This window comes from Sphingomonas sp. (assembly GCF_003248515.1).
Classification (GTDB): Bacteria; Pseudomonadota; Alphaproteobacteria; order Sphingomonadales; family Sphingomonadaceae; genus Sphingomonas_I.
In genome coordinates this window covers 76571-90344 of the sequence record NZ_QFOB01000003.1, presented here as the reverse complement: position 1 = coordinate 90344, position 13774 = coordinate 76571, and the positions used below count along the sequence as shown (strand labels likewise).

The 13774-nt window shown below is 66.2% G+C and carries 9 protein-coding genes; 4 read left to right on the top strand and 5 right to left on the bottom strand.

Features of this window, described 5'->3' with window-relative positions; genetic code table 11:
- Nucleotides 1-2: 2 nt before the first annotated feature.
- Nucleotides 3-3314, top strand: coding sequence for a DUF3892 domain-containing protein (locus tag DI605_RS05840; protein WP_293970455.1), 3312 nt, complete (start codon nt 3-5; stop codon nt 3312-3314).
- A gap of 109 nt (nt 3315-3423) precedes the next feature.
- Here DI605_RS05840 and DI605_RS05835 read toward each other — a convergent pair whose 3' ends face one another.
- The 4 genes from DI605_RS05835 to DI605_RS05820 all read right to left on the bottom strand — a co-directional run bounded on the left by DI605_RS05835 (nt 3424) and on the right by DI605_RS05820 (nt 6263).
- Nucleotides 3424-3993, bottom strand: coding sequence for a DUF308 domain-containing protein (locus DI605_RS05835; RefSeq protein ID WP_293970452.1), 570 nt, complete (start codon nt 3991-3993; stop codon nt 3424-3426).
- 109 nt (nt 3994-4102) lie between these two features.
- Entirely contained in the window at nt 4103-4747 is a 645-nt protein-coding gene (locus DI605_RS05830) for an NrsF family protein (RefSeq protein WP_293970449.1), read from the bottom strand.
- Nucleotides 4734-5267 (bottom strand): sigma-70 family RNA polymerase sigma factor, encoded by a 534-nt coding sequence (locus DI605_RS05825; RefSeq protein ID WP_293970446.1) that lies wholly within the window; start codon nt 5265-5267, stop codon nt 4734-4736. The genes DI605_RS05830 and DI605_RS05825 overlap by 14 nt, the downstream gene beginning before the upstream one ends.
- A gap of 150 nt (nt 5268-5417) precedes the next feature.
- Nucleotides 5418-6263 carry an oxidoreductase gene (locus DI605_RS05820; RefSeq protein WP_293970443.1) on the bottom strand — a complete coding sequence of 282 codons (846 nt, stop codon included), beginning with the start codon at nt 6261-6263 and terminating at the stop codon, nt 5418-5420.
- A gap of 48 nt (nt 6264-6311) precedes the next feature.
- On the opposite strand from DI605_RS05820, the gene DI605_RS05815 reads away from it, so the two are divergent.
- The gene (locus tag DI605_RS05815) at nt 6312-6911 is read left to right on the top strand and encodes a TetR/AcrR family transcriptional regulator (protein ID WP_293970440.1); all 600 of its coding nucleotides are present in this window, start codon (nt 6312-6314) and stop codon (nt 6909-6911) included.
- Nucleotides 6912-7057: 146 nt separating this feature from the next.
- The gene (locus DI605_RS05810; protein ID WP_293970437.1) at nt 7058-8761 is read left to right on the top strand and encodes an SLC13 family permease; all 1704 of its coding nucleotides are present in this window, start codon (nt 7058-7060) and stop codon (nt 8759-8761) included.
- Between the two features lie 291 nt (nt 8762-9052).
- Here DI605_RS05810 and DI605_RS05805 read toward each other — a convergent pair whose 3' ends face one another.
- Nucleotides 9053-13558 carry a calcium-binding protein gene (locus tag DI605_RS05805; RefSeq protein ID WP_293970434.1) on the bottom strand — a complete coding sequence of 1502 codons (4506 nt, stop codon included), beginning with the start codon at nt 13556-13558 and terminating at the stop codon, nt 9053-9055.
- On the opposite strand from DI605_RS05805, the gene DI605_RS05800 reads away from it, so the two are divergent.
- A complete protein-coding gene (locus DI605_RS05800) occupies nt 13545-13742 on the top strand; it encodes a hypothetical protein (protein ID WP_293970431.1) in 198 nt (65 codons plus the stop codon). The two genes, DI605_RS05805 and DI605_RS05800, sit on opposite strands and share 14 nt — an antisense overlap.
- Nucleotides 13743-13774 lie beyond the last annotated feature (32 nt).

Below are 13774 nucleotides of genomic sequence, written 5' to 3'. Positions count from 1 at the left end.
CGATGGCGAGCCTGCTGGTCCCCATTGCGCTCGATGTGCTGATCGTCCGCTCGCAAGGCGCGGGGGCGGACTGGGCCGAGACGGCGATGCGCGCGCCGAAGGCGCAGGCCAATCGCGTCGTGCGCCAGCAACTGGACGCCGATCCGTTCGAGACGATGGCGGAAGGGCGCGCGCCGGGCGCCTATCTCCACTGGGCGCTGCCCGACGCGCTGACCAGCGGCGTCGTCGACGCAAACGGGGTCGAGATGCCGGCGGTGCCCGATCGCTGGATGGTGCTGCGGCTGACGACGCCGCCGGGTGCTGTGCAGCGGAAGGTGGATGCGTGGATCATTCCCGATGCCGGCGCGGACATGCCTGTGGTGGTCGGCGATCTGCTGGCGGCAGTGCCGCCGGCAGTCCAGCCCTCGACGCCGAAGGGTGAACTGACCGCGCTCGGCATCGGCAGCTTCGGCTGGGCCGCCTATTTCGACAATGTCGCGGGGCGTTTCGCGCTCTATGACGATCTCGTCGATGTCGCGGGGCCGGTCGCCTATCTGGTGTGCGGCTGGTATGCCGATCCGGCGAAGGATCCGGTTGCCGCGAGCACCGAGAGCGATTTTCTCGATCGGCTCGACGATCGCGACTGGTCGCTCGCGCGGCCGCTCGCGACCGGCGAGGCATTTCCCGATCGCTGCCTGTTCCATGCCGCCGCGCTCGCTTTGGGATGGCCGAAGGCGGACTGGACCGTGGGCGATCCGGGACAGGAAGGCGAACAGAAGCCGGATCTCGCCGGAATCGAGGTGGCGATCGGCGAGACGCTGGCCGAGGCGGTGGTGGCGATCGTCGCCAACGATCTGGACGCGACCGCTTCGCGCATATTGGAGGCGCGGCTTGCGGGGCTGATCGGCGACGCGACCGGGATGGACGGGCTCGCCAAGCTGGATGCCGCGCTGAGCGCCGCGCGCTTCGGATCGGCGCCGACCGAGGGCGGCAGCGAGACGGTGTGGAAGCCGGGCGATGCCGATGGCACCGGCAGCTTTCGCGCCGCCGCGCGGACAGGCCCGCGCCGCTGGCAGGCGACGAACCCCGCGATCGTGCTGCAAGGTGCGGCGCGCAGTGCCAAACATGGTGGCGATGGCCGCTTCGGCGAGAATGACGATCTGATCTGCCGGCTGGAGGCAGACGTGGTGACGGCATTCGGCATCACCGGTGGTGGTGCAGGGGGAGCCGGGGCATCGATGCTGCCGGCGGCGCCGCTCGCGCCGATCCCTGCCGATTACGGGATGCCGGCGGTAGTGGTGGCACTGCTCGGCGAACTGGCCAGCCTCGATCCGGGAAGCGCGCCCGATCTGGACCAGGCGACCGCGACCGATCCCTCCCCGATCGCAGCGGCGCGCGCGCGCTGGTGGCAGTCCTTTGCGGCGGGCGCGGACGAGGCGATGGCGCTGGCCGGAGCCGAGATCACGGGCATCCTGCCCAGTCCGGTGGCGATCACGCCGCCGCTGCGGCCGTGGACGCCGCTCCATCTGGACTGGACGGTCAGCTACCTTCCTTCGCCTCACGGTACGCACGATTGGGATCTGGGCGACAGCGACTTCTCATTGCCGTCGACGCCGGCCGTGCCGGCCGACGATGCGGCGGTGGCGATTTCCGGGCGATCCCTGCTCAGCGCGGCCCCGTCGCGGCTGTTGGAATTCGCCATTGCCGACGGTGGTGACGCCTTCGATCTGGTCGGTGGCGCGCTGGAGAGCTTTACGGCGCAATTGCGAGGCGATCCGCTGACGGCGCGGGTGACGGCGGATCATGGCCGGCTCGACGCGCCGGCACCGATCGATCCCCGGCCCGCCCATTTCCGGCCGCTGCGATCGGGCTTCCTCCGGGTGGACAGGCTGCGGCTGGTCGACGGCTTCGGGCAATATGTCGACCTTGCCGCCCCGCCGGTGGTGGCGATCGGGAGCAGCCTCGCGACGCCGGGGCATGCGTCGCTCGCGGCGTTGCGCCCGCGCTTCACCGCGCCGGCGCAGGTGCTGCTGCGCTTCATGGATGCGGCGGGTTCGGCGACGGAGGCGAGCGAAGCCGTCACGCCGGTCTGCGGCTTCCTCCTTCCTTCCCCGCGCGACGGGTCGCTGGCTCTGTTCGACGCGGCCGGCATCGGGCTCGGCGCGCTACGGCCCGATGGGGTGGACGGCGCGGCGTGGGAGGAGGCGCCGGGGCAGCCCAGCGGCCTTGGCGCGCGACCGGGCAACCAGATCGGCAATGCCGTTCTGGGCGGGTTCGCGGACAGGCTGCTCGACATCGATGTCGCGGCGAAGCTGCGAGGGGAAATTCCGGGCGCGCTTTCGGCGCTGCTCCGGATCATCGATGCGACGCGCTGGTCGACCGACCTGACGGGGGCGAGCGGGGACGAGCATCTCTCCCTGATCCTCGGCCGGCCGGCCGTGCTGGTGCAGGCATCGATCTCGATCGACATCTTCGACCGGCGCGATCCACCCGAAAATGCGACCACGGCCGTGCCGGTGCGGCTGGGGACGCTGGCGCAGGCGAGCGATGGCCTGCTCGGCTATTTCGTCGCGGGCGACTATTCGGTGCTGCATCTGATCGATCCCGGCGTGGCGGAACTGGCCGAGACGATCGACGGCGCGCCGCTCTCCGAGACGTTCGTGGATCGATCGGGGGTCTTCTACATCAATCCGGGCCTCTCCGTGCCGCTGACGCTCATCATGGAGCCGGGCGCGGGCGCGCAGGTGACGACGGGGGTGCTGCCGCAGAAGGAGATCGGGCTGCGGCGGGAATGGACCTCGGCGGCGCTTTCGCGGCTCTCCCCGACCCTGCGGTTCGGCCCGGTGCTGCGCGATCCGCAGGCCACGCGCCTGCCGGTGGCGAGCGACATACGTGGTGACTGGCTGTGGCACAGGCGGCCAGATCCGGTGAGCTGGACGAGCGACGAGGTTGTGCCGGCGACGACCGCCGCCCAGCTTTCCGAAAGCGCGGTGGTGGCAAGCGACGGCTGGCTGCAGGTGAAGCTGATCCCCGATGGCGACTATCGCGAGGGCGCGATCGGCGTGCGCATCCGCTATGCGACACGCGCCCGGAGCGGCGCGATCGAAACGATCGGCGGTCTCAACGAAGACGGCACCGTTTTCACCATGCCGGTGGGGCAGGCGGTGCAATTGCAGGAGAGCGGGCGCTTCCGCTTCTTCGTGCAGCAGGGCACCGAGCCGGAGGCCGCATTGCTGGTGGTGCATATGCGCAGCGGACGGCGCTACATGCGCACGCACGCCGACCGGGCCAGCGATAATAATCTCGCGAACCTGCCGCCACCCCCCATGCGATAGGAACGCAAGGGGAGAGGGTGGCCCCGCGCGGGATCTGCGGGGCATCGCTTCAGCTCAGGGATGCCCCGCAGATCCGACAGCGCTGTTGCGCGGCCCCATGGGTATGCGGCTAGCGCCGGAAAGCGAGCACTGCGCTGGAGATTGCGAAATAGAGCGCGCCGAACGCCGCATAGGGCGCCACGTCCGCGACACCGACGGCCAGCGCCGGATCGAACGCCTTAAACAGAAAATGCGTGCCGGCCAGCGCGGACTGGGCGCCGCTCAGGATCTGCGGCCATTGCGCGCTGGCGCTCCGCCATCGGCGAATGCCGGTTGCCAGCTGGAGAACACCCGCGAGTGCCGCCCAGATGCCGATCACGCCGATGGCGATATGAAGATCGTGCCCGGCTGTGACCGCGATCGCGAGCGTCACGATCGCGCTGGCGACAGCATTCAAAAACTGGGAGGGGTTGGCGCGCAGGCCGCCGCTCCGCGCGGCGTCGACGCAGTTCGCGATGCAGTCCCAGGCGGGATAGGCGATGAGCAGGGCCATGCCGATCGCGGGGTTTGCCCTGCCGATGGTGAACGCACCCGCCACCCAGACGGCGGAAAACAGCGCCCGGCCGGCATAATAGCGTTTCAGCCAGCGTGCCACCGATGGCGCGCCATGGATTTGCGAGAGTGCGGTATGCGATGTCATGGCGCTTTCCTGTTCGAAATAGTGAGGGCGCGCGCCATCCATCCCGGCGCGCGATGCCGCCGGAAGAGAAGGCGATGGGGAAAGAAGGCGTCGGGTCGACGCCCGGACGTTAGAGGCGGAGCCGTCCGGGCAGGAGCCAGCGCGCGAGAAGGGTCACGGCGGCGACGCCGACCGAATACCAGACGATGATGTAGAGCGGATCGTTCATCGGACAGCAGGCCGTGAAGACCAGCCCGGCGCAGGTGGATGCGGCGAAGCCCGAGGCGAAAGCACTTCTCCTCGGATGCACGGGTGCCGCCCGCTGCATCAGCCACGCCAGCGCCAGCATCAGGGGCAAGGCGAGCACGATGATCGCGGTCACGCAGAGCAGGCCATGCGCCGGCGCCAGGCGATCGAGCAGCGACCCGCCGCCTTCCACCGGCGGGGCCATTCCCATCCCGCCGATCATCGCCAGACCGGCCAGCCCGAGCGCGACGGTCATGCCGTGACGCGCGGATACCGGCGGCGAGAAGGAGCGCATCGCCACCACCAGGCTGATACCGGTCAGCATGGCGAGGCTGCCCATCTTCCAGATCATGAAGGGCGACAGGATGACCCGCCCCATATCCGGCCGCATCGCGCCGAACGCGAGCAGCAACGCGAGCTCGGCACCGGCGAGCGCAAGCACCCACAGCGCTTCACGCCAAGGGTTGCGCCGCCTCACCGGCGCGAGACCGGTCGCCAGATCCAGGATCAGCGCATCATTCGACGTCATGGCTATTCTCGATGAAAGCGGTCAGCCGGCCGAGGCCGCGATGGATGTTCATTTTCACGGCGGAGACGGACTGGCCTGTCCGGTGCGACGCCTCCTCGATGCTACAGCCCTGGATCTTCACCAGCAGGATCACCTGCGCCTGCGCGGGGCGCAGCTCGTCCAGCAGCCGCTCAAGCACGGTGGCACTGATGACCGAGGCCTCATGATCTCCCGCCGCAAGATCGCCCGGCAATTCTTCCGTCGGCCGTCGGCCCAGCGCGCGCAGCTGATCGATCCACTTGCGCCTGGCGATCGCCGCCAGCCACGCGCCCATCGGATAGCGCGCATCATAGGTGTGTCGCCGCCGGTGGACGGCCATCAGGGTTTCCTGCACTGCGTCATCGACATCGCCGAAGGGCAGACGTCGTTCGAAATAGCGACGCAGCCATTGCGAGATTTCGGTGAGCAGGCGTTGATAGGTGCCGCCATGGCCATCCTGCGCGGCCACCATCAGCGCATCCCAGCCATCCCGCTTCGACATATGGGACGGGTAACCGTGCTCCTGTCGCGCGGCCGCCCGCTGCGGCATCAGTCTCGAGATGGAGCGGCTGATCATGTCCGCTTATTCGACGGCGATTCCGGATCGGTCACCACCTTCGCCAATTTTTTCCCGCAACGGACCCGCCGTTGGTCAGGCGGCGAAGTCGGTCGAGCGGGACAGGGGCTCCCATTCCGCAATCCCGGTGGCCATGGCCTGCAGCTTCTGCTCGACGAGGCCGAGCGCATCCGTGCCCAGAAACAGCCGCACCGGGGGGCTCGGCGCCTCGATCAGCGCGAGCAGCGCCTGCGCCGCTCGCGCCGGATCGCCGGGTTGCCGTCCGCTCTTTGCCTGCCGCGCGGCGCGGATCGGGTCCATCACGCCGTCATAGTCGGCGATGCTGCGGGCGGTGCGGTCCATGGAGCGGCCGGCCCAGTCGGTGCGGAACTGGCCGGGTGCCAGCGCGGTGACGCGGATGCCGAAACCCGCCACCTCCTTGCCAAGTGCCTCGGATATGCCTTCCAGCGCGAACTTGCTGCCGCAATAGAAAGCGATGCCGGGCATGGTGATGAAGCCGCCCATCGAGGTGACGTTGATGATGTGGCCGCCACGCCGCTCGCGCATTCCCGGCAACACTGCCTTGATCATCGCGACCGGCCCGAAGACGTTGGCGGCGAACTGGCGCTGCAGATCGTTCAAAGACGATTCCTCCAGCACGCCTTCGTGCCCATAGCCGGCATTGTTCACCAGCACATCGACTGGGCCGGCTTTGGCATCGGCATCGCGGATGGCTGCCGGGATCGCGTCGAAGTCGGTAACATCCAGTGCGAGCGGGAAGGCCCGGTCCGGGGCCAGAGCCCGGAACATTCTCGCATCCTCCTCGCTACGCACGGTGCCGATCACCCGGTGGCCGGCCGCCAGCGCGCCAGCGGCGAAGGCGCGTCCAAGCCCTGAACTGACACCGGTGATGAGGAGGGTCTTTGCGGCGCCCTTTGCCATGTCATATCTCCGCTTATCGAAACATCTATATCATGATATAGAAATTGCATGAGCAGCATCAAGGGCCGACCATCCGCAACCGGAATCCGGGGAGAGAAACTGCGTGAGGCCGTCCTCGACGCGGCGGAAACCCTGCTACGCGATGGAAAGGCCGATTTCTCGATGCGCGATCTTGCTGCGCGGGCCGGCGTCAGCTTTGCGACGCCTTTCAATCAGTTCGGCAGCAAGGCGGCGATCATGCATGCGCTGTCGGCGCGGCGGATCGACACGATGGCCGCAAGGTTCGCGGACGCGCCGCCCCTGCCGGACGCGGTCGATCGCATCCTGCTTGCAACCTCGATTGCCGCGCACGTGATGCTGGAGGACGCGCGGGTAAACCGCGCCGTGATGGGATGGATCGGCGCGGCGACACCCAATACGGGTCAGGTTCTCGCGCATTCTTCGGCCCTGTGGACCCTGGCGCTTGGATCCGGCGAGGGATTGATTGTCCGACGAGAGGGGGCATTGCAGTCCCTGCCGACGCACCTTGCATTTGCGTTTCGCGGGGTGTTGTCGTTCTGGACGGCGGGTGAGTTGCCAGACGATGCTCTCGAGCCCAGTGCGAGGGAACTCGCAATGGCATTGCTATCCGGCTTCGTTGGAGAGTGAACAGCCGCCACTGACGGCGAATGCCCAAAACCGGCCGCGGGCGCCGGAACCGGGGTGGGCGCGATCCGTTGGCAGGCATCCACGATATCGTGGATGCGAGATAGCAGATAACAGACGGGGAGCGGACCGGGATGAACAGCGCGATGATGAGCGCTCTCATTCTGGTCGGTGCGCTCATCCTGTTCGTATCGGAAAGGGTGCGCCACGATCTCGTGGCCTTCGCGGCGCTGTTCGCCTGCCTGGCAACCGGCCTTGTCGCACCGAAGGACGCATTTTCGGGCTTTGCCGATCCGGCGGTCCTGGCGGTCGCGGGCGTGCTTGTGATCGGGCGGGCCGTGGAGCTTTCGGGCTTCGCATCAGGCGTCGCCAAGGTGCTGATCCCGTCCTCTGCCGGGTTCAGTCTGCGGCTGGCGAGCCTGCTGCTCGTCGGGGCTCTCCTGTCTGCCTTCATGAACAATATCGCGGCGCTGGTGGTGACCATGCCGATCGCGAACGCCATCGCACGAGACGCGAAGCTTCCGCCAACCGTTACGCTGATGCCGCTTGCCTTCGCGACCATTCTTGGCGGCATGACGACCCTGATCGGAACGCCGGCCAATCTGATCCTGTCCTCCGTTCGGGAGAGCGAACTGGGGCAGCCGTTCGGCTTCTTCGCCATGACACCCGTCGGGATCGCGGTGGCCGGGGCCGGGCTCCTGTACCTGTCCGTGATCGGCTGGCGCCTCCTTCCCGTGAGAGCGCGATCGGAGCATCTTTCCCGGCCTCCATGGCGCGTGTTCGAGCTTTCCCTGTCTGCGAACGACCGTGATGAGGATCGCCTGGCGCGATTGCGGGCCGCAGGTGCGCGAGCGCTTGCCGCCTTCCGCGGCCTGAACATATTGCCTGCCGGCGCCCGACTGGAGGAGGGTGATCGGCTGCTCATCATGTCCCGCTCGAACCAGTGGGATGTTGCGGATCGCACCGGCCTGCTGACGGCCGCCCCCATGAACGTTGCATCCGATGCCATCACGGCACGCGTCACGGTGGCGCATGGATCGCCGCTGGCGGACCTTGGCTACGATGAGGTGCGTACCCGCAGCCAGGAGCGGCTCGAAGTGGTGGCGGTCGGCCCTCGTGTCGCCCGTGAACGCAAGCCGCTCGTCCGGATGCGCATTCGCCCCGGTGACCAGCTCTATCTGCGAGGACGCCAGTCCGATCTCGCCGAGTTTGTCGGCCGCGCCCGGCTCCTGGAAATCGATCGGCTGGATCCGACCCCGGTGGCCAGGCGCGCCGCCGTTGCGATCATCGGCATCTTCCTGATCGCGATCCTCGCGATCGTGGCTGGCGGCGTGGCGCCGGCGCTGGCCTTCGTGGGCGCCGCGATCGCACTGGCGGCCCTTCGGCTCATTCCGCCACAAGATGTGTACCGTTCGATCGACTGGAGCGTGCTCGTGCTGCTGGCCGCCATGATTCCGGTGGGTCAGAGCTTCGAGGATAGCGGCGCGGCGGCGATCGCGGCCCAATGGCTTGGGGGAATGTTGCAGGGTCAGGCGCTGTTTGTCGTCATCGGCGCGCTGTGCCTCGTCACGCTGCTGCTCTCCATCTTCCTGAACAATGTCGCGACGGCGATCATCATGGGGCCGTTGGCCATCGATGTCGCGAGGCTGCTCGACGTGCACCCTGACGCCGCGCTGCTGGCGGTGCTGATCGGTGCATCGTCGGATTTTCTCACCCCGATCGGCCATCAGAACAATCTTCTGGTGATGGGGCCGGGAGGTTACCGGTTCACGGACTATGCGCGCATGGGGGCGTTGCTGGTGCTGCTGACAATAGTCACCACCGCACTCACGCTATCGATCCTGTATCGTTAGAGAAGGGGATGTCCCGCCCGATCGCTTCGTCAGGAAGGCCGCCTCCTTCGTGAGGTTTGCTCGCCATAGGGTGTCAAAGCGACGACCTCGATGAAGCGAGCCTTCGCGTCGAAACGACAGGCGAAAGCCTTCACGCCTCCCATACGCCTGCCGGCGGCTTCCCTGACCATGCCGCCACCGATCCGCTCATGTGTCAGCGCCCCGTTTCGCAGCGGCCTTCGTGCGAAATGGACGGCTGATCCCCTTCGATGGCGACAGGCTCGTGGAGCCGAAAACGCCCCGGGGGGCTCGTCAAAAGCCGCCGAAGACGAAGTCGGCGGAGGAGAGCGCGCTCATCTGCTTGTTCTTCAAGGTAATGCTGTTGTTCGCATCAAGGGTGATGACGGTATCATTCCCGACCATCGCCGTATGCGCCATAACGTCGCCATAGGAGCTGAAGGTGCCGCTGGCGAAGGCGATGAAGTCTCCATCCACGCCGCCGCCGCTCGTGAAATCGGTGATCGCGTCGTGGCCGAAGCCCGCACGGAAGCCGAACGTGTCCGCTCCTGCCCTGCCCGTGAAGACATTGTCGCCGCTATTGCCGATCAGCGTGTTGGCCTGGCTGTTTCCGAGCGCGTTGATCGCGTTGAAGCCGATCAACTCCAGCACTTCGATGAACTGCCCGGCCAGATCATAGCTGACCGACGAATAGACCGTGTCATGGCCCTGCGCACCCCACTCGATCGCTTTGTCACCGATATTGTCGACATAATAGGTATCGTCGCCGCGCCCGCCCGCCATGATGTCGGCGCCGGCCATGCCGTTCAGCACGTTGTTGCCATCATTGCCGTTGAGCGTGTTGGCCTGGCTGTTGCCGGTGGCGTTGAGGGCATTGTCGCCAACGACGTTGGTGAGCGTCAGCGTCTCGATGAACTGGCCCGCCAGACTGTAACTGATCGAAGAATAGACCGTGTCGTTGCCGGTGCCATTGCCCTGTAGCTCGATCACCTTGTCGTCGATATTATCGACATAATAAGTGTCGTCGCCATCGCCGCCGATCATCGTATCGCCGCCGCCGCCGCCGTTCAGCACATTGTTGCCGCTGTTGCCGTAGAGGGTGTTGGCGCCGCTATTGGCATAGATGACGTCGATATTGGCGGCGCCCGTCAGCCTGACCGTCTCGATCGAGGCCGTGCCCGCGTTGAAGCTGACCGAACCATAGACCGTATCGTTGCCCTCGCCATCGGCCTCGATCACCTGATCTCCGGCATTGTCGACATAATAGGTGTCGTCGCCCTTGCCGCCCGCCATCACGTCGGCATTGGCCATGCCGTTCAGCACATTGTTGCCGCTATTGCCGTTGAGCCTGTTTGACTGCGCATTGCCGGTGGCATCGATATTGGCGGTGCCGCCGAGCGTCAGCGTCTCCACGAATTGCTGGAACAGGCTGTAGCTGACGGTGGAATAAATGGTGTCGCTGCCGGTATGGCTGCCGGGGGTGATATCCTGCAACTCGATCACCTTGTCGCCGACATTGTCGACATAATAGATATCGTCACCCTCGCCGCCGGTCATCAGATCGGCGCCGGCGCCGCCGTTGATCACATCGTTGCCGTCCAGGCCATTGATGGTGTCGTTTCCGGCGAGGCCGTAGATCACGTCATTGCCGGTGGTGCCGTCGATCGTGTCGTCGCCGGACGTGCCGAGCGTCCCGGCGACGAAGGTGCCGGGCACGAAATCGCTCGCCGTGAAGAGGGTCGGGGTGTTCGGGCCGGTCAGCGCGATCACCAGATCGGTGGTATCCAGCACGCGATTGTCGTTGAGATCGCCGATCAGATAGGTGGTCGAACCATCACGATACGACCAGAATTGCGAGAAGCCCGCGCCGGCATCCTCGCCGCCCAGATGCGCACCGTCGGTCAGCGAGAAGCCCGCCGCCACCGAACCGCGCAGCAAAGTCGGTTGATTGTCATGCGCGGCGACCGAATATTCGAGATCGATCCGGTCGCCCTCGGCGGCGTTGAAATCGGTGATGGTATCGAGCGTGGCCAGCGTCGAGATATAATGGGCGGTGTCGTAAAGCCGGAGCGCGAACGTGTCCGCGCCGGTGCCGCCGGTCATCGTGTCGCTGCCGCCGTCGCCACGCAGGCGATCGTTGCCCGCGCCGCCCTCCAGCACGTCATCGTCCTCGCCTCCGAGCAGGATGTCGTTGCCGTTGCCGCCGCGCAGCGTGTCGGTGCCGAACCAGCCGATCATCGTGTCGTCATCGTCGCCGCCGTCGAGCAGGTCATTGCCCATGCTGCCGTTCAGCACGTCGTTGCCGGCATCGCCGTATAGCTGGTTGACGACGCCCGCGGCATCGTCGCCCGCCCAGAGCACGTCATTATCGTTGCCACCATGGATCGTGTCGGCGCCATCGTCGCCATAGAGCGTGTCGGCGCCGTCGCCGCCGCGCAGCGTGTCGTTGCCGGTGCCGCCATAGATCAGGTCGGCGTCGGCGCCCCCATCGATCACGTCATTGCCGGCACCGCCATAGAGCCAGTCGGTGCCGCCCAGCCCGTTGATCGTGTCATTGCCGTCCAGGCCCAGGATGATGTCGGCGGCGGCGGTGCCGTCCATCGCCCCGCCGGAATCGTTTCCGGCCGTGCCCGTTCGGACGCCGAGTGCGCCGGCCGCGAAATCGGTGGCGATGAGCGCGGCAGGCGCGGTCGGCCCGGCCAGCGCCACGACGAAATCGGCGGGATCGAGCACCCGATCGCCGTTCAGATCGCCCACCAGATAGGTGGTCGATCCGCTGCGATAGGAGAAGAAAAGGTCCAGATAGGACGGGAGATCGTCGCCCCCGAAATGCGCGCCGAGCGTGAGCGTGAAGCCCGCCGCCACCGGGCCCACGAAGGCCGACACGGCCGGATTGCTCATGCCGCTGAGCTTGTCGCCCTCGGCCCGATTGAAATCGGTGACGGTTGCGATCGCCGCCAGATTGGAAAAGACGAAGAACGTGTCCGCGCCGGAGCCGCCGGTGAGCGTGTCTCCCTGCAGGCCATCGGTGAGCACATCATTGCCCGCGCCGCCGTTCAGAACGTCGCGTCCCCCTCCGCCGATCAGCGTATCATCGTCGTCGCCGCCGAGCAGGGTGTCGGCGCCATCATTGCCCTGGAGCAGATCGTTGCCGGCTCCGCCATCGAGCAGCTCATCACCGAAGCCGCCGGTCAGCTTGTCGTTGCCGGCCTCGCCATAAAGCTGGTTGACCACGCCCGCCGCGTCATCGCCCGCAAACAGATAGTCGTCGCCATTGCCGGCGTAGAGCGTATCCGAGCCGTCATCGCCGTTGAGAAGATCCTGGCCGTCGTCTCCATAGATCAGGTCGTCGCCGGTGCCGCCGGAGAGGATGTCGTCGCCCGCGCCGCCATGGATCGTGTCGTTGCCGGCCTCGCCATAAAGCTGGTCGCGCCCGTCCTGCCCGTAAAGCGTGTCGTTGCCGTCGCCGCCGTAGAGGGCGTCGTCACCGCCATAGCCGTTGATCGTGTCGTTGCCGCTGATCCCGTAGATCCAGTCGGCGGCGGACGTACCGTCGATCACATCGTCACCGCCCGTGCCAATGCGCGCGGACGAGAAACTGGTGGCCGTGAAGTCGGCGAGCGTCAGAATGGCCGGCGTATCCGGCCCCGTGAGAGCCAGGACGGAATCGGCGGAATCAAAGACCCGATTATCGTTGAGGTCGCCGATCAGATAGGTGGTCGATCCATCGCGGTAGGACCAGAATTGCGAGAAGCCCTTCCCCGCATCCTCACCGCCCAGATGCGCGCCCTCAGTCAGGGTGAAGCCGGCCGCGACCACGCCGCGCAGAATGGCCGGTCTGACGGCATAATTGTAGGAATTGTAGTCCAGGACGATCCGGTCGCCCTCGGCCTGATTGAAGTCGGTGATCGTCGCCAGAACCGTATTTCTGCTCTCCGCAGAGACGACGAACCGATCGGCGCCCGCACCGCCGGTCAGTTGATCGGTGCCGGCGTTGCCGCTCAACGTATCGTTGCCCGCGCCGCCGAAAAGCGTGTCGTTGCCCGCTCCGCCGGAAAGCGAATCGTTATCGTCGCCGCCATCGAGCAGATCATCGCCGATCCCGCCCGTCAGTGTATCATTGCCCGCATCACCATAAAGCTGGTTGACCACCCCGGCCGCATCATAGCCGGCATCCAGCACATCATTGCCGCCGCCGCCGTGGAGCGTGTCCGAGCCTTCTTCACCATAGAGAGCGTCGGCACCGGCGCCACCGATCAGCGTGTCGTTGCCCGCGCCGCCATACAGCCTGCTTCCACCGGAGCCGACCTGGATCGTGTCATCTCCGCCTCCGCCATATGCGTAGAAATAGCCTGTCGCCGCCGATCCATCGAGCGCGAGCAGATCGCCCGCGCCTTGCGCCCTGGCATCGACGTTGAAGGCGTAGGTCGGCGCCGATGCCACCGTATTGGCATCCAGCTTCAGGCGAATGATGCTCCCGGCTTCCGCAACGATCGATGTCACGCCCGTGATCGTATCCGCCCCGAGGACGACCATGTTCTGATATACGCCGCCCAGAATCACGGTATCCGAGCTGTTCAAGCCGCCATTGATCCGATCGCCGGCATCCAGCGCCGCACCGACATAGATGGTATCGGCGCTGAAACCGGTGGTCACCGTATCCGAGCCGCCCTTCCGGATATCCACATATTCGCCATAACCATATCGATATTCATATCCAGGCGTGGTCAGGGTGTCGTCGCCCGCCGTATCCAGCCGGACTGCGGCTCCGGAGGGGAAAAAGAGGTTGCTGCTCGTCAAGGCGGCGAAGTCCGTCGAACTCAGGCGTACCGTTGATTCTTGGCCGCCGACGTATCCCACGATCAAATCGGCGCCGGATTGCCTGATTCTCAAGGACGCCGAGCCCTCGATGCTGCCGAACGACAGACGATCTGTAGCGGGATTGAATGCGATGGTCTGGCCGACCATCGCGAAGAAATCGTAGGTTGCCATACATCGCTCCCCTTTTTCGGGCGA